This is a genomic window from Bacillus sp. z50, assembly GCF_058313585.1.
Genome location: NZ_JBZFQL010000001.1, coordinates 424,763 through 450,392 on the forward strand (window position 1 = coordinate 424,763; position 25,630 = coordinate 450,392).

Genomic DNA, 25,630 nt, shown 5'->3' on the forward strand with positions numbered 1-25,630 from the left:
ATTCATGCTATCTATTACATCCGAAGAGAGATTCGAACTCCCGACCGACGGCTTAGAAGGCCGTTTATCTATGCCTTTACGTTATCTCGTTACTCCTCCCGCCCCACATTAAAATACCTAGCCTCCGGATGCGAAAAGACCATCGCGGAAACAGATGCTTCAGGATTCATCATAAATCCCTCTGTCAACTGAATTCCGATATCCTCTGGTTTCAGCAACCTGAATAGCTTTTCTTGATCCTCGAGATTCGGACAGGCTGGATACCCGAATGAATAACGCTGACCTGTATATTTGGCACTCAGTCGTTCTTTCATGGTCATATCGATAGAGTCATGGATTCCCCATGCATCCCTCATGAGATGGTGGACTCGTTCGGCTAATCCTTCTGCACATTCGAGAGCGAGTGATTGGATGACATGGCTCTTTAAATACTGTCCTTCTTTTTTCCATCCTTCTGCTATCTCCTTTACACCTTTACCGGCGGTGACAATCATTAATCCTACATAATCCTGTACACCTGACTCCTGGTCCTTTACATAATCAGATAGGCATAAATACGGCTTTTTACATTGTCGCGGGAAATCAAATGTTTCAAGAACTTCATCCGGATTAGCTGGAGAACATATTTTCAGGATTTCTCCATCGCTTTTAGCAGGAAAATATTGATACATCGCTGATAATTTAATCTGATTGTTTTCGAGAATTTCATCAACTATAGCTGCAAGTTCCAATAATTTTGGATTTTCTTCCTCAAACAATCGATCCACTTTCCCCTTCATTCCAAGGTGATGGCCAAATAACATTTGTTTATTCACATATGGGTATACCAGAGATAGTGGATAATCCTGCAGAATGTGCCGGTTTAAGTCCTCGGGGACTGGTATATTCTCTTGGTCCTTCACTGGTTTTTCACGTTTTTCTGCCACTTGAATATCCCTTTTTGTTTCAATCGAAATCACTTCTGCTTGCTTATTCGCTTCTGCCTCCAGCTGAGCGAGAAAGGATGGCCTTTTCTCTTCGTCATGGAGCTGATTGATTAAATCGAGTCCATTCATGGCATCCTTTGCATAAAAGACTGGTCCATTATATTCAGGAGCTATTCGTCCTCTTGTAAATTTCCTGGTAAGAGCTGCTCCTCCAACCACAATCGGAACATCAATTTCCGCTTCTCTTAAATCCTGAGCGGTAATAACCATCTGTTGGGCTGATTTTACTAACAAGCCGGACAAGCCAATAATAGTTGGGTTCTCCTTTCGGACGGATTCAATCAAGGTTTGCGGAGCTACTTTAATGCCTAAGTCAACCACTTCATAGCCATTATTACTCATGATGATATCCACGAGATTCTTCCCGATATCATGTACGTCCCCTTTCACGGTAGCCAGCACCATTTTTCCTTTTGTAGATGTTGTACCTGATTTAGTCATTAATGGTTCAAGCTGCGAAACAGCTGCTTTCATAGCTTCCGCGCTTTGCAATACTTCAGCTACGATTAACTGGTTATCATTAAATAGTTCTCCAACCTTCGACATACCGGCCATTAATGGACCGTTGATGATATCAAGCGGCTCCATCCCTTTTTCAAGAGCTTCATCAATATCCTCCTTCAACCCGTCCTTTGTCCCTTCGATAATGTATTCAGGCAGGCGCTCCATTAATGGAAGTTTTTCTTTCGTTTCCTTTTGAACAGGCTTTTTTGTCCTATAAAAAGCAACAAACTCAGCAAGAGATTCTTCTGAGTTATGAAACAAAAGATTCTCTGATAATTTAACTTCCTCCTCAGGGATTAACGCAAATCGGGTTAATTTTTCTGTATTGACAATCGCATAGTCCAAGCCAGCCTTTGTACAGTGGTATAAATAAACGGCATTCAGGACCTCTCTTCCCTCATTCGGCAGTCCAAACGATACATTACTGATGCCTAAAATCGTTAATGTTCTCGGAAGCTCTTTTTTAATGGCCGCCAGTCCCTTTACCGTTTCCGCAGCTCCTTCCCGGTATTGTTCATCACCAGTACCAACCGGAAAAACAAGCGGGTCAAAAATAATATCCTCCGGTACGATTCCATACTTTTCTGTTAACAGTTGATACGATCTCTGGGCAACCTCCAGTTTTCGTTCTTCTGTTACGGCCATCCCTTTTTCATCAATTGTTCCAACAACCAAGGCTGCACCATACTCTTTTGCCAATGGAACAATTTTCTCAAAGCGTTCTTCCCCATCCTCTAAATTTATCGAATTAATGATTGCTTTACCCTGAGAATGGCGGAGTGCTTTTTCGATGACCATTTCATCGGTTGAATCGATAACAAAAGGCACCTTTATTTTTTTAGCCGCTTCTTTCATGAATTCTTCCATATCAGACACTTCATCGCTATCTGGATCAGCTAGGCACACATCTATTACATGGGCTCCTTTTTTGACTTGCTGTCTAGCAATCTCGGAAGCTTCTTCAAATTTCCTGTCCTTAATCAGATTCTTAAACTTTCTGGATCCAATCACATTTGTCCGTTCACCTACAAATAAAGGTCTCATTGAATCATCATAGATTAAGGCATCAATACCAGAGACAGCATGATTACCCTGTTTGCCATTAATTTGCCTCGCTTCAATTCCGGTAACCGCTTCTTTAATAGCTCGAATATGATCAGGAGTCGTTCCGCAGCAGCCGCCAACAAGATTAATCCAACCTTTTTCGGCAAATTGCTTGATCTTCTTGCTTAGGGAGGAAGGCGATTCATTATATTGGCCATTTTCATCTGGTAATCCCGCATTCGGGTAACAGCTTACTGCAGCAGTGCTTAATTCAGATAAAGACCTGATATGGTCAGCCATGAACTCTGGACCAGTTGCACAATTAAGCCCGATTGCAAGAGGATTCATATGCTCACACGATATATAAAAAGCTTCAATGGTTTGACCGGCTAGAGTAGTCCCCATTGGTTCAATCGTTCCTGAGATAATTAATGGAACTTCCCTGCCTAAAGATGAGAATGCTCTTTTCATTCCAATATAAGCTGCTTTCACATTTAATAAATCCTGCGATGTTTCCAAGAGAAGCAAATCAACTCCCCCATCAAGCAGGCCCTTCGTTTGCTCTTCATATGAATCTGCCAATTGTTCAAAAGTGACTCCGCCTGTTACGGATAAGGTTTTGGTCGTAGGTCCCATCGAACCTGCAACAAAGCGAGGGCTGTCAGGACTGTCAAACTGTTCTGTTGCTTTTCGAGCCAATTGAGCTGATTCTTTATTCAGCTGATATGCCAGGTGACCAAGATTATATTCATCCAGTACAATTGGAGTTGCCCCGAATGTGTTTGTTTCAATAATATCCGCACCTGCTGCCAAGTACTCTTCATGAATCGATTGGATTACATCCGGGCGGGTTAGCGTTAAATACTCATTACACCCATCGTATTGTTCCCCGCCAAAATCATCCTCTATTAATTGATGCGCCTGAATCATGGTTCCCATTGCTCCATCTAGAATAACTATTCTTTCAGCCAATAACTCTTTCAATTTTTCTGTTCTCATGATAGATGCACTTCCTTATTTACAACTGATTTCTGTTCTTTGATGTACCGAACCAAATGCCCGCTTAATTCATATTTCATAAAAGGTGTAATAATATAGATACCGTTAAATAGTTCACTTGCCGCGTCCACTAATTCTTTTGAAATGGCAAAGCTTTCGTGAGCACAGGCTTCCTTATCCGTTCCGGCTCTTTCCATCGCCTCTCTAACATGAACCGGCAATGAAATACCTGGCACTTCATTATGTAAAAACTCTGCATTCCGGTGACTCGTTAAAGGCATAATGCCAATAAAAATCGGCTTTGTTATATGCCTGGTTGCCGCGTATACTTCCTCTAATTTTTCAATACTAAACACGGGCTGGGTTAAGAAATAATCAGCTCCAGCCTGAATTTTCTTTTCCATTCGCTGTACGGCTTTATCTATGTACTTTACATTTGGATTAAAGGCAGCTGCGATATCGAAATTCGCCCGGCTACCCAGCGATTTTCCAGAATAGGAGCGCCCCTCATTCAATTGCTTAATCAATGAAATCAGGTCCATGGAAGAAAGATCATATACAGAAGTCGCGCCCGGAAAATCACCAATTTTCGAAGGATCCCCTGTCACCACCAACACCTCTGATAATCCAAGGGAATGCATGCCCATTAAATGAGATTGCAAGCCAATCAGATTATGATCCCGACAAGTTAAGTGAACAAGAGGCACCGTATTTAACTTTGATTGTAAAATCGACGCTACCGCAAGATTGGATATTCTCGGTGACGCCAATGAATTATCCGCAAGTGTAATCGCATCGGCACCCGAATCTAATAGGTAGCGACTTCCTATTAAAAAATCCTCCAGGCCGAACGTCTTTGGCGGGTCCAGCTCCACGATAACCGTCGTTTGTTTTTTTGCCATACCTGAAATTGTATCTGGACCTTTTCGTTTATATTGAATGATTTCATATGATATAGGCTGATGCTTTGGCTTGGCTACAAAATCTTTCACCTTTACAGGATGAAGATCTTCGATTCCTTTACGAATGGCCTGAATATGGGCAGGAGTTGTACCACAGCATCCACCTAACAGCCGGACCCCCTGCTTTACAAGCTGCCTTGAACTATTAATGAAATAATCCGCTTCTGTTGAATAGACATATCTTCCATCTGATAAATCAGGTAAGCTGGCGTTTGGATAAGCCGCATAATAGGTATCTTCCAATAAAGGTACTTCTTCGTATGAGCGAATCATATGATAGGGACCCATCCGACAATTGATGCCTACCACATCAGCGCCTGTTTTTTTCATAAGAGAAAACGCCTCACTGACATGCATACCATTTTGCAAAAGGCCTGTTTCATGCAGAGAAATATTCGCGATAAGAGGAAGATCACTCATTTTTCTAGCCGACTCTATTACCGTTAATAATTCGTCTAAATCATAATAGGTTTCAAGTAAAATGCCATCCGGCTTTTCTTCCAATAAAGCGGTCAGCTGTTCGTCGAAATATCCCTTAATTTCCGTTAGTGTTAATTCTGATTTCCTGAAGCTCCGCAAGCCGCCAATCGTCCCGATAACGAAGGTGTTTGGATCAGCAGCATCTTTCGCTATTTTCATTCCGGCTCTATTAATTTGAGAAACTTCCCTTTCGAGGCCATAGCGCTTTAGTTTGTGATAATTTGCGCCGAATGTATTCGATTGAATAACATCAGCACCAGCCTCAATATAACTTCTATGCATCTTTTTGATCTGATTGGGGTTCGTCAAATTAAGCTCTTCAAAGCAACTATCAATTCCAAATGAATATAAAAGTGTTCCACTCGCTCCATCTGCGACGAGAATTTTTTCGTTTAACGTTTCCAAGAGTTTCACTGTCTTTCCCCCTAATTAGTTGGTTAATATCTCTGATGAGGAAAACAGACTAATAGAAAAGAGCTTTCATCATGAAAGCCCTCTTTCCTAAGGTCTCTCATCTCTCAAGCATTGCTTGCTGGATTTAGCACCTTGGATTACCATCCAGGTTGCTGAGATTTCAACGGGCCAGTCCCTCCATCTCTCTAGATAAGAATATGAAATTATATATTTACTTAATTTACTATAAATTTTCAGTTATTTCAATCTATTTTGATAATTAATCCAAAAGAGTTAACGATTTAGTATTTTGGGTATGTATGGGGTAGGAGTGATGTTAGATGAAGGAAATAATAACGAATCAGTTTAAAAATCCAACTGGTGTCCTCGGAAAGATTGCAGGTAAAATAATGGCCTATGAAAATGAGGAATTATATGACTGGACATTTGATCAATTGTCTATTACCCCAAATGATACACTGCTTGAAGTTGGTTTTGGTCCGGGTGAAGGAATGCACATGCTTTTTGAGAAGTACCCTACCATCCAAATAGATGGAGTCGATCCATCAGAAGAAATGGTGAAAAATGCGAGCAAACGTAATCAAGAACAACTCAACCGCAATCAGCTTCGTTTGTTTAATGGAACTGTTCTCGAGATTCCGAATCCAATGGTGTACGATAAAATATTTAGTGTAAATAGCTATCCATTATTGGAAGATCAAGAGGCTTGTATTCAAAAAATACATTCATTATTAAAAGAAAATGGAAAATTGACTATAACCGTACAGCCAAGGCAGGAAGAAGCAACCGAAGAACAGGCTCATGCCTTTGCCGAAGAGATTAAAGAGGTGCTAACTAATACAGCCTTTAAGTCTATTAAGGTTCAAACGAAACCACTCAAACCGTGCTTATCTATAAATGTCACAGCCATCAAATAGACTTTTTTATGAATATTAGAAATTCCAATCAAGCCTACGACACTCTTTCTATCTGACCCTTTTGAACCTATAAAAACCATAAGCTCCTCCATCAGTTTTGATTGAATTTCTATTATTTAGGGTATATTATAAACATATACACATATATTAAAAAACCAGAGAGCTGGATACTCCCTGGTACAACTATAGAGCGAGTGGTATGCAAATAGTTTAGTTCTTAGAGGAACCACCCTTATGCTTTGGTCGGCGCGGGGTGGTTTTTCGTTTGCCCTTTAGCTGAAGATTGGCGAATCGCGTGGCGATGCCGGCAGCAAGGGTCGTGAAAAAGATCATTGCTACATCTTTTGCCAGAGCTATTAGAAAATCCATAAGTATATCACCTCCCTTCTCCTTTATATAAGGAAAAGAAGGTGCATACCACCCGCACCAAGTAGTTGCATGAAAATTATACCATATATGTTATTGATAACATAATTGCTCTGGTTGTCTTTTTTAGGTGATTGAAAATCCCTATTCCTTGCTAATGGATCTCTTTTATTTGCTCTCTGTTCACAAGTATTGTTGCTGATGACTTAAAGAGAGACAGCTTTTTTATTGTCGCAATTATTCAACTAATGCCCCATGTTTTTCTCCCTATTAAATTGATTTTTATCAATTCCTTATTCTTATTTAAAACTCTTTTTCGTTATCCTGAACCTTTACTGCCATAAGAAGTTCAACACAAAAAGGCATTCAACGATTATCACTTAATATTACCTTAATTAAAAATTATACTTTCTCTTCTTCAGCTATCCCAACATAACATCGTTAACCGATATTGCGGTTTTACCGCTATGTCTATTTCACACTGAAGTAACTAACTTTGGCTGCTGCATTAAGCGAAATGGGAACCCTATAAGAAAAGGAGCAGCCTAAGCAACCCCTTTTAAATAACATCAATAATTTCCCTTGTTCACAGGCCTAATAAGCACTCCTAATTTAACTATTAGTTTAAACACCCAATAAAAGAAAAAGAAGTTAAACAAAAAGCCAAACGAGACTAAAGAAAACAGCATTCCACCATGATAAACTAAAATATCAGCAGGAAAACCGAAATAATAATCACCAATACTCTTATCAAATCGATAACCTAAGGTAGGAACAACTACAACAATAATAGTTGATATAAGACTTACTATTGATAATTTTAGTTTTTGGGCATTAAATTTGTTGATGTTTAAAAACGCAACTATTACTAAACCATTGATTAACAACCCAATAATCAAATCAATCATACTAAAATCCCCTTGTTTACTTATTCCAGAATTTTTCTTTATAAATTATTATAACAAATATTTCCTTAGAAACCTTTTGTTATTTTCAGACAGCCAAGATTTCCATAAAAAATAGCCGTCCATAAGCCATTATGGCTTATGGACAGCCTATTACGATTTCGAACCTTTTGTTTTCCGATATTCCCCAAACGTAAATACAGTAGCAATGATAGCAAGCCATGCACATCCTGCAATATACCCTGCAATTACATCACTCGGATAATGGACACCCAAGTAGATTCGGCTGTAGCCCATCGTTAAAATCAAAAAAATACAAATCGCATAGACAGCCAATCTAATGGGCCAATTCTTCGTGATTCTGGTAGTTATGATCATAAGTGCGCCGTATAGGATAAAGGATGACATAGCATGACCGCTCGGAAAGCTGAAGCCATTTACCTCGATCAATGGATTCAATGTTGGTCTCTCCCGCTGGAAAATCCATTTTAAGTAATGGTTAACATAACCGCCCGATAATGTCGTGATGATTAAGAATATGACACTTAATACACGTTTTTTAAATAATAAAAACACAGAGAATAGGATAACCAATAGAATATTGCCATCAACTGATCCAAGATTAGTTATAAAGGTAAGTACTTTTGTGCTTAATTCATTAATACTCCCCTGCACAGCCTGGATGATTGTCATATCAAAATGATAAAGCTCATTCTCATTTATGTTCTCTGCAATATCTACGAATAGGATGGTACACACAATAAAGAGGGCGATTAATACGAAAAAGGTGATTACATGAACATTTGAAAAGGTATTCGTCTGCTTCTTCATTTCTGCCCTCCTATTCTAATATGTATTAGCTCAGCCTATTTTAGATTCTACAAATGCTTTAGCATGTTGTTGGAATGCTGAATAAGCATCTGCCTCTTCTTTATAGACTTTCCTTTCTCCAAAGCTAACATGTAGTGTATCCAAATTTAACTGAATAACCGTTTCATACTCATACGTTGCATTGCCAATCAAATCAATCCACGTTTCATCTGGCAAATCATGGACCTGGCACAGTACCATTCCGCCTGGATTATAGACGTGCAGAACTGCTTCATCAGCCAACTCATCAATCCATTTCGTAACAAGGCTTGAAGCTGACATTGCCGTTCCGCAAGCATCCGTAAAGCCAACACCTCGTTCAAATGTGCGAACAAAAATGGATCCTTCCTCCAGACGGGACACGAAGCTGACATTCACACCATCTGTAAACCAGTCATTCTCACCATTCAGCATAGTTGCTATTTTCTCTTGTTTATCCGAATGGATTACCTCTTTATCAACAAGACTGATCAGATGTGGATTTGGTACTGACAGGGTTGTGAACGTAAGATTCTCGTCAATAAACGGCAGTTTTTGATTGATGATTTCGTCCATTTCAGTATTCATGGGCAATGCACTCGTTGCCTTGATAACCGGAGATATTTCGACGCGGTATGTAGGGATATCCTTATACATGTCCGGCTCTTTCTTAACCTGCAGGGTGGCTTTCATCGTTTCTATCAGCAGGTTATTTTTCTTCAATTTTTCTTGAACATACCGACCTACACAACGGAGTCCATTCCCACACATGGATGCTTCTGAACCATCTGCATTAAAGACTCTCATTCTGGCATCTGAGGCCTCACTGTTTAACACAAAGAGAATTCCATCTGCTCCCTCTGTGCCCGTCCGCTTGCACATATTTATAGCCAATTGGCTTCGTTCTTCATCTGTTAATGACAGCTTGGTATCCATTTCATCGATTAAATAAAAATCATTGTTAGAACCATGTACTTTAATTATCTTTATATCCATTCTCCTGCTCCCTTCAAACAACATTCTCTTCACTATTTCACCATTATAAAACATATTGTGCAACAAGCTAAAGTTTAGCGACGTTTATAGGAGTGGTCAGTGGTTTTGCTGCTGAAGGTAATCAAGGCAAAAGCAATAGCCTATTCTCTTTTCATCCTCTGTTGCTCCTTCCGTAAATGTCAGGAGAGGTGTATTGGGATCAAGAAAATGTTTACTGTAGTATGCCGGCATCCATCCGCAAGAATAATGTACAATTTTCCGCTTATCATATGTTTGTTCAACAATGAATTCAGATCCATGAAGGATTTCACCGCCATATTGCCGGATTCCATATGGGTTTGCCACATTGCTTGTACTTTTTTTTCCCAGTTGTTTAGATTGCTTATACCTGCCTAATTGTTCTTGCTCAGACGTTAAAATTTCAATATCCCCATTTAACCCAAAACGGCTTCGATACTCACATAATACATGGCCGTTGCTGTCAGATAAGATATATCTTCTCGGTAAAAAAATAAGCAATGAAGCTGGAATAATCCACATCCAAATATTTTCCCGTTTATCTTTAAGAGATCCAACCAGATTACCTTCTGGTGAGAAAATAGCCATATGAAGGGTCGGGGCTGGTAAAAATCCAAGGAAATATTGGCTGTTCGTCAGCGGTGAGCCTTCCTCATCAGCCACTTTCGCTTCCGGAAGTTTCTTCATTCTGCTTTTCAGTCTGAAATTACGATTGATAGAAAAAAGAACCAGCACTATAAAAGGACAGGTAACACACGCAGCTAATATGATATCGAATCCATTCAACCAGGCAAACAAAAAACAGAGAAGACCGACTACAAAGTATGCAACTAATTCTGCTGTATATATGCTATGAATTTTTTGGTAATAATGCTTAGTAGTCAAGGATTTTTCACCGCCAATTTTTTAAACCTGATAACCATCCATACATTCTATGCTGGACATGTCCAAAATAGTAACGGATTTAAAAAAGACCCGGCAGAAATAATGCCAAGGTCTTTAGCTATTGCTATTTCAATATTCGAAGTGTTAATGGGATTTGATAATATTCTCCAGAATATGCCTTTACAGCAGCCACTATTGTAAATATCAACACATATATTCCAATCAGCCAAGCAAGGATAAAACCAATACCGATGAACGCCAATATAAATGCTATAAAGGTGTAAATCGTATAGCTGATTAAAAAGTTTAAATATTCCTTACCATGGTAATCGATAAAATCTGAATCATTCTTTTTAATTAACCATATAACGAGTGGCCCAACCAGCACTAAGAAAAAACTGCTGACATAGATGGCTACTGCCCATAATTTATCATTTGTATTTTGCATCATTAAAACCTCCCGTATCTTTATATAAATTTATGCGATTCATTCAACATTTAGGTTTCAAAGCTTTCATGATTTCTTTTAGTTCTTCATACACTCTATACAGAAACTATAGACAAGTATAAAAATTTGGTTTTGTAACCTGCATGAGGAGGCTGGCTAATTTGTTTGAAGAATGGAAAGCAATAGTACTGGGGATCATCCAGGGTCTTACTGAATTTCTCCCTATCTCCAGTACGGGTCATTTATATTTAGGGAGACATTTATTCGGTCTTGATGAAGCAGGATTATTACTGGATACCCTGCTTCATACAGGGACACTTATTGCATTGCTGATCTTTTATGGGCATGAAATTATAAAACTTCTTAAAAAACCATTTTCAAAAATGACATTCCTTTTGATAATCGGGACAATCCCTGCAGTATTAGCAGGTGTACTATTCAATGATTATTTTGAAGGCATTTCTAAATCCGGGGTTACAATTGGTTGGGAATTCCTTATAACTGGAATTGTTTTATGGTATGCAGATATTATGCCCAAACAAAATAAAAATTTAGAGAGCATTACTTATAAACAAGCGTTATTTATTGGAACTTTCCAGGCGGCCGCCATTTTCCCAGCCATCTCTCGATCCGGTTTTACGATGGCAGCTGGACTCTTCAGCGGGCTTAACCGTGAAACCGCTGCTTACTTTTCCTTCCTTCTCTCCATACCGGTAATATTCGGAGGAATATTATTTAAGAGTAGAGATTTATTGACAGGACCCGTCGAAGCAATTTCATTCCAAGGTTTATTTCTCGGTACAATTTTTTCTGCTATATTTGGTTATCTTGCTGTTTCCTGGATGATTAAATATATTAAAAATCATTCCTTAAAGCCTTTTGCTATCTATGTCATTCTATTGGGAGCTGTCATATTAATACTTCAGCACCTAAATATATTCTAACTTTATTTTTACGATAAATAGGCATTAAATTCCGTTAAAAAAATGTACAAAAAATGACGAAAAAAAACTATTTCATTTTACTAAAAAATCTTGTATGATACTTTCAGAAATAGTTTATTTTTGAAAATTGTATAAGCGAAAATTAGGGAAGGCAAATGGTGCGCCACCAGTAATGGTCCTAGTGGGTTCGATTCCCACCCCGAAATTTTTTGATATCACATTAAAAAATTTCGAGGGGAAATCGCAGTTAGCGGCTGCCCTCATACGGAGGGATCTGTATGTTGAAAAAACGTGAATTATCTGATTGTCCTGTATTGTTTGATTTAATGATTCACCCCGATGTCTTCCCTTTTGTGCGCCATAAAACGCATCAATATGAAGAATATCTCTTTCTTACTAAACAAATGATTGAAGCTGAGGAGCGTGGCGAACTGATTTCACGTACCATTCTCGATGAGTGGGGAAATCCAATTGGCACGATAACGCTTTATGATGTATCCAATCAGGCTGGCTTTTTAGGTACTTGGTTAGGGAAACCCTATCATGGAAAAGGATATAACCAATTGGCTAAACAGCATTTCTTTGAAGAATTGTTTTTTGAGCTTGAGATTGAAACGGTCTTTCTGAGAATAAAGAAAGAAAATATTCGTTCTTTTAAAGCAGCTCAAAAGATGCCCTATACTATGCTTGCAAACGAAAGTCGAAAAACCTTATATGAAGAAATCAACTCAGGGGAGTATTCATTTGATTTATTCGAGATAACAAAGGACCACTTCACTTTATCACAAATGCGACAACCAGCAGAGGTGTCTGTATTTGATATAAAAGAAGCTTAAAAAAGGTGTTATGCATAGTCTGCCTAATAGACTGTGCATACACCTTTTTTCGTAATAGCGGCCTTATTCTTTTGTTATCTTTTGCTGTTCGTATAATTTTCTCAAGATATATGTTTTGTACAACTCCAGCTTTCTCCGTTCAACAGGATGCCTTCTTATACCATTTTCTTTTAGCTTGGCCACATACCAACCCTTCGAACCTATGTATGCCATTCTCTCCTCACTCCACTCTGTTTTATTCGTTATACAATATATGAGTTATTTTAACTAATATGACACATAACTGAATAAACATAATCCAGCCAATTTAAGTAAAAATTAAAGTTTAAAAAGCAGAATTATTTTGTGGTATAATTTTTTATTGTCATACTTACTTTATACGGGGGGCATGGATATGAATTTATCTATTTTTACAAAGAGTAACTTTTCAAGAATAATTTCGGTATTCCTCCCGATATTAATTACACAGCTGGGACTGTTCGCTATCAGCTTTTTTGATACGTTTATGTCCGGGCAAGCAAGTCCTGAAGACCTAGCTGGAGTAGCCATAGGCACGTCTATATGGAGTCCTTTCTATAATGGACTTGCCGGCATTTTACTGGGAGTAACACCAATCGTCGCCCACTTAATTGGGGCTAAAGAAAAAGCGGATAAAATTCGCTTTTCTGTTATGCAGGCGATTTATGTAGCTGTCGCAATGTCCATCATTCTAATTGGCGCTGGTGCTTTAGTGCTTAAACCGATATTAACAGGCATGAATCTTGAGCCGGATGTTTATCAAATAGCCTATGGTTATTTAGTTGCTTTGGCATTCGGAATCTTACCAATTATGATTTACAATGTACTTCGTTCATTTATTGACGCACTAGGGAAAACTACCGTCTCCATGCTAATCACCCTTATTGCGATCCCAGTCAATGTGGTACTTAACTATATGTTTATCTATGGAAAGTTAGGTGTTCCGGCATTTGGCGGTATTGGTGCAGGAATCGCTGCATCAATTACTTATTGGGTTATCACTCTGGTTGCAGCAGTGATTATCATTAGATTACAGCCTTTCTCCGGTTTTGGCATTTTAAAATCATGGCCATTGCCCGTTTTTAAGGAATGGGTTGAATTAATGAAAATTGGATTCCCAATAGGTATGTCCATCTTTTTTGAAACCAGTATCTTTGCAGCAGTTACGCTGGCTATGAGCTCATATGATACGATTACGATTGCATCACATCAGGCTGCCATGAACTTCTCATCCTTCTTGTATATGGTACCACTTAGCTTTGCGATGGCATTGACCATCATTGTCGGCCATGAGGCAGGTGCCAAGAACTATAAAGCAGCTAAAGAATATTCAATACTTGGTGTTTTTTGTGCGATTGGTTTTGCAGGCATTAGTGCTATCTTCTTATTTATTTTCAGAGATTATATTGCTCTTCTATACACTAAAGATCCTGTGGTAGCTTCATTAACAGCTCAGTTCTTAATTTACGCCATCTTCTTCCAGCTTTCCGATGCTCTTCAGGCACCAATCCAGGGTGCTTTGAGAGGCTATAAGGATGTGAATATCACGTTCTTTATGTCCCTGTTATCCTATTGGATTATAGGGCTTCCACTTGGCATATTCCTTGCTAATTATACCGACCTTGGAGCATTTGGTTATTGGATTGGATTAATCTCCGGCCTAGCTGTTGGGGCAACTGGTTTAACATTGAGATTGTTATACGTTCAAAAAAGAAAATTTGTGCACACTTCAAATAGCTAACCATACAAAAAGTTCGCTTGAATAAACCAAGCGAACTTTTTTATTTACTATCTATTACGATGATTTTTCAGACAAAGTTACACATACTAAATTTTCAAGGCCAAGCTGCTTATCTGGTTTTTGATAAAACATCCTGCCCACCTGTTACTGGAATAACCGTTCCTGTAATAAAGTCAGCTTCTTCCGCACATAGAAACGAAATGACACGTGCGATATCACCGCCAGTTCCAGGCCTTCCAACTGGAACATTTTCTGATACTATACCTTCTTCTACACGAAAGCTTTCCTTCCAAGGATCCACAATATCCCCTGGACAAACCATATTGGCTGTGATTCCATACTCCGCCTCTTCCAAAGCCAGCGTTTTTGTCAAGGAGGTTAATCCCGTTTTGGAAGCAGCAAAAGCAGAACGGTATTTCCAGCCCGGAGCGTGGTCTGACTGATCAAACCCCATGGTAATAATTCTTCCCCATTTATTCACTCGCATATAGGGAATAACCAATCTGGCTAAGTAAAACATACTCGATAAATTCCCATTAATAAGATATTCCCATTCTTCTTCCATATATTCCATCATTGGTTTACGTTCCTGTATATATGGACCAGCATTATGTATCAGAATATCAATTCCACCACATAATTCATAGCATTGATGAATTAGTTTGCGATGATGATCTTGAACTGTTACATCATATGGCAAAGCATAAGCTTGCACGTTGTAGTTTTGAGCTAATTCCTGCATATCTTGGATGGCACTGTTTTGATTAGTACGATAGGTCGTAATGACATTTATCCCATCCATAGCTAATTGCCTTGCTGTAGCTCTGCCCAGTCCTCTTGCTGAACCAGTAATTAAAGCCGTTTTCCGAGTCAACTTCTTCTCCCCCTACAGGCAGTATTTACTATCTGTATTATACATTGAAAGATGACATTTCCGTTAATCAAAAGCTGACTTCTGCATTAACGACAATTACCCTTATCGCATATAGTAAGTTAACCTAATATGTCTCTTGAAAGTCGAGGTGATCAATTGTTTCCGTGGAACCTTTTTCCCAAAAATCAAAACCAAATGCCAGATTGGATGAAGTTCCTTAATCAGCCAGGTATGGAAAAGCAGATGGAACAATTATTCTCCATGCTATCACCTGATCAATTAGGAGGAATGATCAACCAACAATTTAAATCAAGTCCAGAACCAGATGAGCAAACGGTGGTCCATTCAAAACATTCCGTAGATATTCTGGAAACACATGATTATCTTTTCATTAGAATCCCAATAAAAGAGGATCATTTACCTAACGTTAAGGTATACCATACTTCTACAAAGCTTCTCCTATCCGGATTACCCCCGGATCCAGAGGAGAAACACTCTTTTCATCTACCTGCTCCGGTAAAAAAAAAGGGAGCGAAATCTTCATATCGGGATGAAATCCTGGAAATCATTCTCTTTAAGGTAAATGAATCAAACTATTCAGAAATTTCTATTCCTGAATGGTAAAAAAACTGGCTTGGATGACAGGGCCAGTTTTTTACTATCCTTTATTTTTCTCCCTGTAAAAATACAAGAACTTTATCTCCCGGTTTCCCATTGAATTCCACCTTCATATATTTAAGCCTGTTAGGGCAATCCAATATTTCTAATTTACCCTGGTTAACCAATCGCTTTTCAATCAAAGAGGCATAAATCGTGTTATCAGGGCTTACTGATAAGGAAACATGGATTCCTTTATCATTTGGATTTGCAGTTGCAACCGTAAAATACCTGAATTTGTGGACATCAAAAATGATATGTGCATTGCCGTTTGATTTAAAAAACAACTCTTTTTTTATATTAACAAATTCATGATTTTCCCTTTTTATATGCGCATTATTATTAAACTCTCCAACATCCAATCCTGCAATCTCTTTTATCCTGAATTCTGTTTGATTATGCGTTTCAGCGGTATATTGTTTTTCTTCCCTATGTAATTTGTACACCTGAGATGGTTCAATTACCTTTTTATCATTCTCCTGAATTGTCAAGATAGACCCTTCCTTTCTATCGATGCATAACGTAATTAACTATATGTGTATGCATCAATCTTTCGGAAAAGAAGGTATAAATGAATTCTTATCAGTGTCTACTTCTATAACTTTTTGACCAATAGAATATTTAAAATTTATGTTACTCATTTTTTATACAATATTATCACTCTCCTGGAGGAGAACATCTTCATTTAGACTGTAACTGTTCTAAACATGCTTATTGTGCTTACCTGACCAGTTTGTATTATAAGGAGTACAACATATAATGGGGCATTGATCCTACTTGGAGTAAATGTCTCGTTAACCATATTTCTATTTCTGATATTAATGCTCCGATGACTGTCCGTTTAGCCGAATAAGGCAAGATAAAGGAACAATCACACAAACATACATTTGAAAATTTCTACCCTAAGATATTCGCAGATTTCTTCTATTTATACGATTCTATTTTTAATAATTAAAATGATTCACACAGAATGTTTCTTATATTTTTCGCTTTGTAAAGCAAAGAAAACCCAAATTATCGTAATTAAAGTTACGTAACCTGTGCTATTTTCAATAGGTCTTCCGATAACCCACGCAATTATGTCTGCACTTAATAAAGCTAAAAAAGTAAGGGTGATAATAAGAATAACGGAATGAATTAACAGTTTAGTGAATCTAATCATTGTTAGTTTTGGGAAGTTAAACATTTAAAAACACCTCCTAATAATAGAGTCAGCATCAATAATCAGTAATAAAAGAAGATTATGGTACGTAAACAGAAAAAGGAGACAGCAAAGAAGCTGCTCCTCTATTTCAAACAATTAGCAATCATGGTTACGAAAGAGTAATCATCCTGAGATCATCCATTAATCGTTAATTAACAACAGTAAATTCTTTCTTTGGCATTGCATGCATTCCTCTTGCTGTCACATGAGGAATCATATAATAGTCCCCTTCCTGAAAGAATGACTTTTCAAGACTGTATATACCATCCTTTTTATGCTTAACGGCAATTTTCTCTTTATCCGAACCATCCTTTTTGCCAAATTCAAATTCGACAGATTCAGCATCCGTCACCTTATCATTCCCCTGTGTTACGGTCACCTCAAAAAGTACATTTTCATTCACTATGGCCGCCTCAGGTGAAAGTTTTACCTGGACATCAATGATAGCTGGCATTTCTTCATCCGCTTCTTTGTCCTGACATCCGAACAGGATTATTACTGTGATCATACATAGACTCAAAAATAATACATTCTTTTTAAACAACTTAATTCCAACCCCTTATCATTCACAATCCACTAATTCTAATCATACTCCAAAACTGGAATTAGAGACCAGTAATTAGTTGAAAAATTCACCAAATATTCAGGTTTTCTCTTTCTCATTTTTTTCTTTATTCCCTACTTGTATATTTCTGGATGAGGTTACAAAACCTATACTAAAAGGAGGTTAGACATGTGAGCCATCCATATTGTTGTCCAAACTGTAAAACAAACCGGTCACGTTTTAATGTGATTGAACAAACTCCCATTTACGTGAAACTTGATCCCCAATCAGGCACTGTTATTCAAATGTACGCAGACGATGAATTAGACGCCTTTCATTTACCCTATAATGGACCTGTCAGAAGAATCCAGTGCGCTGCCTGCGGTTTAATTGAAGATGAAAAAACATTTATTGCATTTGGTGAACGCTCGTTTAAATAATGTTGATTCAAAGCACATTCATATTCTTTCCTGAAACATTAACCAAAAAAATCGCCTCTCCTGGAATGGAGAAGCGATTTTTTTATTTTATATCCTCAGCCAATTTTTTCTTAGCTGCTTCTAGCTGTGGATCTTCTTCAGTAATTTTATTTCTTAATTCATTCATTAATTTATTTGTGGTGTCTCCCTGGATCATACCTGTTTCTTTTAAATCATGATCCTTTTGGAACTTTTTAACCGCTGTTACAGTGTTCTCATCAAAATATCCATCGGCTTTACCTGGATTATATCCAAGTGCTTTAAGCATTTTTTCAGCATTCTCAACTTCTGGCGACATTTTTGAAAGCTCTAGCTTTTCCTCAGGATCAATAAACGATAAATTTGCATAATCAGGCATTTTGACAGTAATGTCCGGCTTGATTCCTTTTTTATGAATCCAGTTGCCATCCGGTGTCAGCCATTTTGCATACGTAAACTTCAAATTGGATCCATCTGTGAAGTCCATTGCTGATTGAGCAGTTCCCTTCCCATATGACTTCACACCAATAATCGGAATATCAGCAGATTCATTTAACGCTGCAGCCACTATTTCAGAAGCACTGGCACTGCCTTCGTCAATTAGTACAGCCGTTGACAATTTAAATTTATAACCGGTATCTGTCGCTTTTGCTACTTGTTTATTCCCGCTGCGGTCTTCAATCTGTACGAGATTTTCACCGGCTGGAACAAACATATTCGCTATTTTTTCAGCTTGGTCAAGCAATCCGCCCGGGTTTTGTCTTAAATCAAGCACAATTCCCTTCATACCTTGCTCTTCCACTTCACGTAATACTTTTTCAAGCTCTTCAGCTGTATTCTCAGAAAAGCTGGTTATCTGTATGTTTGCAATATCATCCGTTAAGTTCTCTTTATAAACTGTATTTACAGGAATTGTATCACGTATTATTTTAACGTTCATTGTCTTACTTGCACCGGGACGCTGGATTACTAAATTAACCTCCGTCCCTTTTTTCCCACGGATTAAGAGCACGGCATCGCTGGACGACATCCCTTGCAGGCTTTTATCATTTACTTTTAAAATAATATCACCCGCTTTTAATCCGGCTTTCTCAGCAGGTGCACCTTTTATCGGTGAAACAATTACAATTTGTTCATTTTCTGACATTATTTCTGCCCCAATTCCCTCAAAAGAAGAGGAAATGCTTTCATGAAAGCTGGCGGCTTCTTCTTGTGTCATAAAGTCCGAATATGGATCATCAAGTGATTCTACCATTCCATTAATGGCACCATCAATTAATTTATCGCGGTCCACTTCTTGGAAATAACTATTTTCCAAGGTATCCATAGCACTTTTGATTTTCTCCATATCGTTTTTAGATCCGCTAAGCGGAATCTTGATTCCTGATGTTGATTGTTGTGTGTTATCCATTATGTACCTTGTTGCAAAAACACTAAGGATAATGAGTAAAGCTGATCCTAAAATAAGATAAATCCATCTAACTTTAATATAGCCCTTCGGCTTGTTTGCTTGTTCTTGATCTTGTTCTGAATCCAACTGGTTCACCACTTTCACTGAACTATACTGCCTTAAAATTAACTATATTATATCAGAACTCCAAATGATATCCTACTCTGTTGCCAGCTGGATGTATTCCTCCAAGGTCAAGCCGCGTTTTTTAATATCAGTGGCATAGGCTTTTCCCACATATCTAATATGCCAGGGCTCATACATATATCCTGTTGTTTTCTCGTCACCCTTTGGATAGCGGATGATGAATCCATATTCTGCAGAATTTTGGGCAAGCCATTGTCCGGCAGTTGTAGAGCCAAAATCTTCATTAAGCTGATAATTATTCTCTGCACTCGATACATCCATTGTTAGACCTGTTTGATGCTCACTCTTACCAGGCTCCGCTACCGATTGTTGGGCATACTCTATACCGGATGCTTCAATTTCCGCATTATATAGCTGTACCTGTCTTTCATAGGAACGAAAACCTGACACGGCTGCTAATTGTACTCCCTCTTCATTGGCTGCAGTAAACATCTTCTCAAGCGCCTCTGCAGCTTCCTTTCTCATCAGCTGTTTTTCATGCTCTCCTATAAACGAAAAAGTAACATTGGGTTTCACCAAATCATCTGCTCGGTAACCAATCGGCAGACTATTTTCTTTATTAACCAACACAAGAATATTATCAGGATTTTGGATATAGTTCACTCCATCCTCAACCTTAATATCATTTAAGAATTCAGCAGCCAGATTCACACTATTATCATCCTCTTCCGACCCTTGATTCCCTTGTTCATTTCCAATCGTTTGCTGCGTATGGTTCTCATTCTCTTCTTTTTTCGATTGATCTGTGTCAATGGATAAATCATTACATGCTGTGAGTAATAAAGCCGTTGCCATCATCATCCCAAGAAGTATCTTTCTCATTTCTCGTCCCTCACAATTCTCTCTCTCTAGCTGTTTATTGTTTCAAAAAAACCCATTAAATCAGCCTATGTTATTTATTATTTTAGTAACTTTTTAAATTGATATGTTTTTAAGTTTTGTTTGTAATATACTAAGTTTCTGAAGATTCAAACAGGTTGTTAGTCATCAAGGAGTGTACTATTTGGTCACTCGAATACATTTGCTTTAAATAGTGATATATTGATTTTTCCGCCAATCCTTTTCAAGTATAGCTGAAATGTTCCAAACCTGCTCGGTTTTTTTAAAAAATCTAAGTTGATAATCCAATACAAAAATTCAAATAATACATCAATAGTACAATTATAAAAAAAAGCTCTGGTTTTCACCAGAGCTTTCTTGTTTTTATAATATTAAGATTCAATAGCAGTATTTAAAGCAACTTCGATCATGTCATTAAATGTCGTTTGTCTCTCTTCAGCTGTCGTTTCTTCACCTGTAAGGATATGGTCACTGACAGTAAGAATGGATAATGCTTGTCTGCCATATTTAGCAGCTAAAGTGTATAACGCAGTGGTTTCCATCTCAATGGCTAGGATGCCATATTGTGCCCATTTTTCATGGTCTGCTTTATCATTGTAAAATTGATCTGCAGTAAATACATTACCAACTTTTAAATTAAGGCCTTTTTCCACACCTGTGTCATATGCCTTTTTTAATAAGCCAAAATCAGCTGTAGGGGCAAAGTCGATTCCATCAAAAAGTAATTCATTCATATTGGAATCAGTTGATGATGTCATGGCTAAAATAACATCTCTCACTTTTACATCTTTTTGAATCGCACCGCATGTTCCTACACGAATTAATTTTTGTACACCATAGCTTTGCATCAATTCATTTACATAAATAGAGATGGATGGAATTCCCATACCTGTCCCTTGAACAGACACTTTTTTCCCTTTATAAGTCCCAGTATAACCAAACATGTTTCTAACTTCATTATAACAAACAGGATTTTCCAAAAATGTTTCAGCTATATATTTTGCTCTCAATGGATCTCCCGGCAATAGCACAGCTTCTGCGATTTCGTTTTCTTTAGCGCCTATATGTATACTCATGTTTGAATATTTCCTCCTTTATGTAAAGACAAAAATGTCTATATTCAACTATAACTATACCATAGGCTTTTTAAAAAGATAAAGTTACCGATAATTCAGATTTTAACAAACGTGAATTCGGTTCACTACAGCCCAACCGCCAGATTGAAGCTGGTAATAACTCTTTTTCTCGTACTTATCCCCGATCATAATGATATCACCACTTGATATGGTTCTTCCCTTATAATTCTCAGGTATTAAATCTCTTATATTAAACTTTCTAAACAATTTATTAATGACTTCCGTATGACTTTCTCCATCTATGTAGCCTTGATATACCTGTTTATATCCTTTCTTATCCCGAGGGTGTTCTGTTTGAAAAATGGCGATTTCATATTCTCTTCTTCGCAAAGCCGACCACTTTAAAATTCTTTGTTTAAGCATAATTTCCCTCCTAATACGTTTGTTATTTAAATTTACCCTTCCTATAACAAATTCCTGCAATGAAAAACTTCTAGTTTTGTCGAATCCTAAATTTATGAGTTTTGGCCTAGTCTTTTCTTATAAAGTATGCTGTTAAATGCTTACACCCCTGTGGTTAGAGAACAATTTACAATCTGCATATATTTGTTGAATCAAAAAACAGACCAGGAGAAGTCTGTTTTTTGTTTAGTGAGGCTCTTTTTTCTCTCTTGTTGTTTGATCGGCCACTAATTTTTCTAGTTTTTTTATAGCAGTTTTCATCACTTTCCCATAGGTTTCATCACCAAACATGTCACGTAAAATTCGATAATCATTATAAATATCGAGAAGATGATTAATTTTCTCTTGATGATCAGACTCCTGGTTACCATTTTTATTTAAATGTGCGAGCGGTGAGGGCTCTGTTAGTTTCTTATACTGATTTGATTTCAATTTTTGATTAAGAGCATGTTTCTTCAAAAATTGTTCTGCATCTTTCGCATCTGCAAGAAAAATCAAATCATCCTCATTGCATTCTAGCCATTCATTGTCTGTAATTCTAGATAATTCATAAATAATATCTTCCCACGATTCTTCTTTATATCTCCAAATTTCAGTTCGAAACCCAATGACTTTAAAGATTTCCTTTCCATACCCTTTCACTTGCACTAAATCTCCAAAAAAATACTTGTAATCAATATTTACATGTTCTGCTTCAAATAAAAGCCCTTCAAAATCCTCAACAAGCATTAAGGATGATTCCGTAAATACTCCATCAGCACCTTGGACCTCATATACATAGGTTTGATTAAATTCCTGAACAGACTTCACTTTACCCACGATTCCGTTCACAAGTATGACTACTGAATTACCAATTGCAAACTTCGGTTTATTACGCTTGCCCATTGCTGCCACCCCTCGCAGTTCGGGTAGAATTTTTATCAGTATATGCAGCTCTTTAATTGAGGGGAAGCCTATTATTTAAACTCTTTTAGCCATCTTCCCGAAAAAACAAGACTTGATTCAGTAAAAGGATTAAATTGGGGAAAGATTTATATTTTTGACTTTGGCTTAATTCACCGATTTAGACTGGATTTGTGACAGAGTTGGCTGCTTTCTTCCTGTCCCCTACTGTATTTACAGTAAATCAATTGTTACCCATTCTATGACTGTCGGAAAAAGACATAGTTTTTAATTTCAACTAATACAATCTTTTTCGTAAAAAAGAAAAGCAATCCACTTATTCAAGTAAATATGAATAAGCAGATTGCTATGAAATTTTCATGCGATAGTTAAGTAGAAATATCTTCATCGGAAGGAATGGTTAGAATAACGCTCGTTCCTTCTCCTTCTACGCTTGTTACTTCAAATGTACCTTTTAACTCTTCCATGATTTTCATGCTCGTTGCCAGTCCTAATCCGGTACCATTTTCTTTAGTCGTAAAGAATGGGGTACCAAGCTTGGATAACGTTTCTGCTGGAATACCCGGTCCATTATCCTTAATGATTAATTTCATTTTATTCTCAAAACAATCTGTTAAAATGCTGATCGTTCCGCCATCTTTCATAGCATCTCGAGAATTTTGGATTATATTTAAAATTACTTGATAAAGACGATTTCGATCTGTATAAATGATTCCTTCATGATGAATATCTTTTAATATTGTAATATTATTTTTATTTAACTCCGCTCTTTGCAGTAAAATAATTTCTTCAATCAACTCAGTAACTGAATATTTTTTCAAGAGTAATTGATATGGTTTTGATAGATTCAATAATTCGCCGACTATTCTATTCATACGGTTTAATTCTTCTATAATGATATCAATATAATTTTTAAATATTTTTTCATCATAGGGATGATCTCTTAATAGTTGGAAAAGCCCCCGAATCGTCGTAATAGGATTTCTGATTTCATGGGCTACTCCGGCCGCTAATTGGCCAACATATTTAAGCTTCTCCGTTCTGAGAATCTCCTTTTCCCGTTGTTCCAAGGTTTCTATCATGGAAATAAAGGCCCTATTAAGTACATTTAGCTCATGATATGTACTTTCAATTTGGTTATATTTTTTTCCGTTCGTATATCTCTCCACACCTTCTGCCATCCTGACAACAGGCTTAACTACTGTTTTAGATATATAATAGACAAATAGTAAAATACCAATCAGCAGTATTAACCCTATCATTAGATAACGATCAATTAATTGCAGCAATGGAGCATATACAACTTTTTTACTAGCTTCGGTAACCACATACCACTGCTCCTGGGCATCAGTTCTTTCCTTGATTGGTTTCACAGCAAATAACTGCTTGCCATCCTTAGATTGAATTAATTCATTTTGCTTATCAGAGTAAATCAATTCATCTAGTGAAAGATTATTTTCCTCCAGAAAGTTTGTTTTCATAATATTATCTTCATTTTGCTCTGATACAATCCAGCCCTCGTGATTAATCATAAAAGCTGTATAAGGAAATTTTTCACGCTCAAGTGTTAAATTGGACTCTATCGTTTTCCACAGATGAAATAAATTAAATGTTGGAGCAAATACTCCATTTATTTCATTATCATTCGTATAAATTGGTGTGCTAATCAAAAAAAATGGCTTTTCACGATCTAATTTATACACTTTAGACAAATACTGAATGCCTGCACTTGATTTTTCGAAGGATTTACTATTTATAAAATAAGGAGTGATATCATTATACTCCTCCGAGGGAATTACATCCCCGTCCTTATTAACATAGATATATCCAGAGTAAATCGGCTTTGATTCAACATATTCCTTCAAAAAATTCAATGAATGCGTTTTATTGTCACTTTCTATATCGGAATGCCGACTTAAATAAACTAGATCACTGATTCTCTCATCTATAAAACGATCTGTTGTATCTGCCGCATGGTAAGCGGCCGTTCGCAATGTCATTCTAACTTGATTTTCAATTAACGATCGCTGGGTCGAATACGAAATAATCCCAAGGCATAGTAAAGGAACCGTTGAAATAATAAGAGAATAACTTAACAAACGGGTTTGTAATCGAACTGGCATAGGAACACCTGTTTCTTTCTGTTAAATTCAATTGCTAAAAAGCTAAGAATCCTACTAAAAATTTAATAAAGCTTTGATATGGTTAATCTGATTTTCTACAAACTATAACTCACCAATATGCTGAAGGTAAAGATTCCAGGCATCGTCAAATAGGCTCATGTCCAATATATAGTCAACATTCATTTCTAGATACAGACTTATTTCATGATAATCAGACGAATTCTTAGGAAAACCGGGATCATGAAAAACATTTTCAGCAAACATGGACATCTCACTTTTCTCCAGGGCATGCCTATATGTGTTTAAAAATCGATAAAAAGATTTCACTTGCTTTCGCTCCACTCATTTAACATTAATTATGCATTATACATATTACCTAAAAAAACTACATAATGCTATTATTTACCTTGTTGATTTGGGGTACTTCACGCGAATAATGATACGAATTACCTTCATTTATATAATAATTTTGTTAATCAACAATGACACCAAATCTTTTTGGTACTATGTATATTGCGGATAATTCTTCTTTCTATTCTGTAACAAGTATACATGAATACAATACATTTCCATATATTAT

25 protein-coding genes, 1 tRNA gene and 1 riboswitch are annotated in these 25,630 nt (G+C 37.2%); of the genes, 6 read left to right on the plus strand and 20 right to left on the minus strand.

The genetic code is table 11. The features are described 5' to 3' along the window. Window positions 1–21: 21 nt before the first annotated feature. The 3 genes from AC4G3N_RS01855 to AC4G3N_RS01865 form a co-directional block, all read right to left on the minus strand. Window positions 22–91: transfer RNA gene (locus AC4G3N_RS01855), tRNA-Ser, on the minus strand. Further along, window positions 90–3,533 carry a methionine synthase gene (metH, locus tag AC4G3N_RS01860; protein WP_491089626.1) on the minus strand — a complete coding sequence of 1,148 codons (3,444 nt, stop codon included), beginning with the start codon at window positions 3,531–3,533 and terminating at the stop codon, window positions 90–92. Before metH ends, AC4G3N_RS01855 begins: the two co-directional genes overlap by 2 nt. Next, window positions 3,530–5,389 (minus strand): bifunctional homocysteine S-methyltransferase/methylenetetrahydrofolate reductase, encoded by a 1,860-nt coding sequence (locus tag AC4G3N_RS01865; protein ID WP_491089627.1) that lies wholly within the window; start codon window positions 5,387–5,389, stop codon window positions 3,530–3,532. Before AC4G3N_RS01865 ends, metH begins: the two co-directional genes overlap by 4 nt. Window positions 5,390–5,483: 94 nt before the next feature. After that, a riboswitch (SAM riboswitch) is annotated at window positions 5,484–5,585 on the minus strand. Window positions 5,586–5,709: 124 nt separating this feature from the next. On the opposite strand from AC4G3N_RS01865, the gene AC4G3N_RS01870 reads away from it, so the two are divergent. Then, window positions 5,710–6,306, plus strand: coding sequence for an SAM-dependent methyltransferase (locus tag AC4G3N_RS01870; protein WP_491089628.1), 597 nt, complete (start codon window positions 5,710–5,712; stop codon window positions 6,304–6,306). Between the two features lie 210 nt (window positions 6,307–6,516). Here the strand turns inward: AC4G3N_RS01870 and AC4G3N_RS01875 are convergent, their stop codons facing one another. From AC4G3N_RS01875 to AC4G3N_RS01900, 6 genes are all read right to left on the minus strand, one after another. Continuing rightward, on the minus strand, window positions 6,517–6,675 hold the full coding sequence (locus AC4G3N_RS01875) for a hypothetical protein (RefSeq protein ID WP_175354299.1): 159 nt from the start codon (window positions 6,673–6,675) through the stop codon (window positions 6,517–6,519). A 566-nt stretch (window positions 6,676–7,241) separates the two neighbouring features. Then, the gene (locus tag AC4G3N_RS01880) at window positions 7,242–7,580 is read right to left on the minus strand and encodes a hypothetical protein (RefSeq protein WP_139891815.1); all 339 of its coding nucleotides are present in this window, start codon (window positions 7,578–7,580) and stop codon (window positions 7,242–7,244) included. A 150-nt stretch (window positions 7,581–7,730) separates the two neighbouring features. Next, window positions 7,731–8,408, minus strand: a complete 678-nt coding sequence (locus AC4G3N_RS01885; RefSeq protein ID WP_491089629.1) for a phosphatase PAP2 family protein — start codon at window positions 8,406–8,408, stop codon at window positions 7,731–7,733. Window positions 8,409–8,438: 30 nt separating this feature from the next. Next, window positions 8,439–9,422: a diaminopimelate epimerase gene (gene dapF, locus AC4G3N_RS01890; RefSeq protein ID WP_139891813.1), complete on the minus strand. Its 984-nt coding sequence runs from the start codon at window positions 9,420–9,422 to the stop codon at window positions 8,439–8,441. A 96-nt stretch (window positions 9,423–9,518) separates the two neighbouring features. Further along, window positions 9,519–10,325 carry a hypothetical protein gene (locus AC4G3N_RS01895; protein WP_148629809.1) on the minus strand — a complete coding sequence of 269 codons (807 nt, stop codon included), beginning with the start codon at window positions 10,323–10,325 and terminating at the stop codon, window positions 9,519–9,521. 124 nt (window positions 10,326–10,449) lie between these two features. Beyond that, on the minus strand, window positions 10,450–10,773 hold the full coding sequence (locus AC4G3N_RS01900; protein ID WP_066107071.1) for a DUF4870 domain-containing protein: 324 nt from the start codon (window positions 10,771–10,773) through the stop codon (window positions 10,450–10,452). A 143-nt stretch (window positions 10,774–10,916) separates the two neighbouring features. On the opposite strand from AC4G3N_RS01900, the gene AC4G3N_RS01905 reads away from it, so the two are divergent. Both AC4G3N_RS01905 and AC4G3N_RS01910 read left to right on the plus strand, forming a co-directional pair. Continuing rightward, window positions 10,917–11,717: an undecaprenyl-diphosphate phosphatase gene (locus AC4G3N_RS01905; RefSeq protein ID WP_139891810.1), complete on the plus strand. Its 801-nt coding sequence runs from the start codon at window positions 10,917–10,919 to the stop codon at window positions 11,715–11,717. 278 nt (window positions 11,718–11,995) lie between these two features. After that, window positions 11,996–12,553 (plus strand): GNAT family N-acetyltransferase, encoded by a 558-nt coding sequence (locus AC4G3N_RS01910; RefSeq protein ID WP_066107075.1) that lies wholly within the window; start codon window positions 11,996–11,998, stop codon window positions 12,551–12,553. Between the two features lie 63 nt (window positions 12,554–12,616). Here AC4G3N_RS01910 and AC4G3N_RS01915 read toward each other — a convergent pair whose 3' ends face one another. Next, entirely contained in the window at window positions 12,617–12,766 is a 150-nt protein-coding gene (locus tag AC4G3N_RS01915) for a YflJ family protein (RefSeq protein ID WP_077248137.1), read from the minus strand. A 181-nt stretch (window positions 12,767–12,947) separates the two neighbouring features. On the opposite strand from AC4G3N_RS01915, the gene AC4G3N_RS01920 reads away from it, so the two are divergent. Further along, window positions 12,948–14,312, plus strand: coding sequence for an MATE family efflux transporter (locus AC4G3N_RS01920; RefSeq protein ID WP_066107078.1), 1,365 nt, complete (start codon window positions 12,948–12,950; stop codon window positions 14,310–14,312). A 109-nt stretch (window positions 14,313–14,421) separates the two neighbouring features. On the opposite strand, the gene AC4G3N_RS01925 is transcribed toward AC4G3N_RS01920, so the two are convergent. Next, complete coding sequence (locus tag AC4G3N_RS01925; RefSeq protein WP_066107081.1) at window positions 14,422–15,186, minus strand: SDR family oxidoreductase; 765 nt, start codon at window positions 15,184–15,186, stop codon at window positions 14,422–14,424. Between the two features lie 129 nt (window positions 15,187–15,315). Between AC4G3N_RS01925 and AC4G3N_RS01930 the strand changes: the two genes are divergently transcribed. Further along, window positions 15,316–15,810 (plus strand): Hsp20/alpha crystallin family protein, encoded by a 495-nt coding sequence (locus tag AC4G3N_RS01930; protein WP_139063858.1) that lies wholly within the window; start codon window positions 15,316–15,318, stop codon window positions 15,808–15,810. A gap of 41 nt (window positions 15,811–15,851) precedes the next feature. Here the strand turns inward: AC4G3N_RS01930 and AC4G3N_RS01935 are convergent, their stop codons facing one another. Together AC4G3N_RS01935 and AC4G3N_RS01940 are read right to left on the minus strand one after the other, a co-directional pair. Beyond that, on the minus strand, window positions 15,852–16,334 hold the full coding sequence (locus tag AC4G3N_RS01935) for a DUF6385 domain-containing protein (RefSeq protein ID WP_066107089.1): 483 nt from the start codon (window positions 16,332–16,334) through the stop codon (window positions 15,852–15,854). Window positions 16,335–17,195: 861 nt separating this feature from the next. Next, window positions 17,196–17,555, minus strand: coding sequence for a FixH family protein (locus AC4G3N_RS01940; RefSeq protein WP_139891809.1), 360 nt, complete (start codon window positions 17,553–17,555; stop codon window positions 17,196–17,198). A 227-nt stretch (window positions 17,556–17,782) separates the two neighbouring features. Here AC4G3N_RS01940 and AC4G3N_RS01945 point away from each other — a divergent pair, with 227 nt between their 5' ends. After that, on the plus strand, window positions 17,783–18,031 hold the full coding sequence (locus AC4G3N_RS01945) for a DNA alkylation repair protein (RefSeq protein ID WP_066107097.1): 249 nt from the start codon (window positions 17,783–17,785) through the stop codon (window positions 18,029–18,031). 82 nt (window positions 18,032–18,113) lie between these two features. Here the strand turns inward: AC4G3N_RS01945 and AC4G3N_RS01950 are convergent, their stop codons facing one another. The 7 genes from AC4G3N_RS01950 to AC4G3N_RS01980 form a co-directional block, all read right to left on the minus strand. Then, window positions 18,114–19,595: a S41 family peptidase gene (locus AC4G3N_RS01950; protein ID WP_262365971.1), complete on the minus strand. Its 1,482-nt coding sequence runs from the start codon at window positions 19,593–19,595 to the stop codon at window positions 18,114–18,116. Window positions 19,596–19,658: 63 nt separating this feature from the next. Further along, window positions 19,659–20,468: a M15 family metallopeptidase gene (locus tag AC4G3N_RS01955; protein WP_148629812.1), complete on the minus strand. Its 810-nt coding sequence runs from the start codon at window positions 20,466–20,468 to the stop codon at window positions 19,659–19,661. Between the two features lie 389 nt (window positions 20,469–20,857). Next, window positions 20,858–21,562, minus strand: coding sequence for a purine-nucleoside phosphorylase (gene deoD / locus AC4G3N_RS01960; RefSeq protein ID WP_491089630.1), 705 nt, complete (start codon window positions 21,560–21,562; stop codon window positions 20,858–20,860). A 102-nt stretch (window positions 21,563–21,664) separates the two neighbouring features. Beyond that, window positions 21,665–21,985 carry a YodL domain-containing protein gene (locus AC4G3N_RS01965; protein ID WP_066107108.1) on the minus strand — a complete coding sequence of 107 codons (321 nt, stop codon included), beginning with the start codon at window positions 21,983–21,985 and terminating at the stop codon, window positions 21,665–21,667. Between the two features lie 225 nt (window positions 21,986–22,210). Continuing rightward, window positions 22,211–22,909 carry a germination protein YodN gene (yodN, locus tag AC4G3N_RS01970; RefSeq protein WP_066107111.1) on the minus strand — a complete coding sequence of 233 codons (699 nt, stop codon included), beginning with the start codon at window positions 22,907–22,909 and terminating at the stop codon, window positions 22,211–22,213. A 386-nt stretch (window positions 22,910–23,295) separates the two neighbouring features. Further along, window positions 23,296–25,050, minus strand: coding sequence for an ATP-binding protein (locus AC4G3N_RS01975; protein ID WP_139891806.1), 1,755 nt, complete (start codon window positions 25,048–25,050; stop codon window positions 23,296–23,298). A 102-nt stretch (window positions 25,051–25,152) separates the two neighbouring features. Next, a complete protein-coding gene (locus AC4G3N_RS01980) occupies window positions 25,153–25,377 on the minus strand; it encodes a YozE family protein (protein ID WP_077248138.1) in 225 nt (74 codons plus the stop codon). Between the last annotated feature and the right edge of the window lie 253 nt (window positions 25,378–25,630).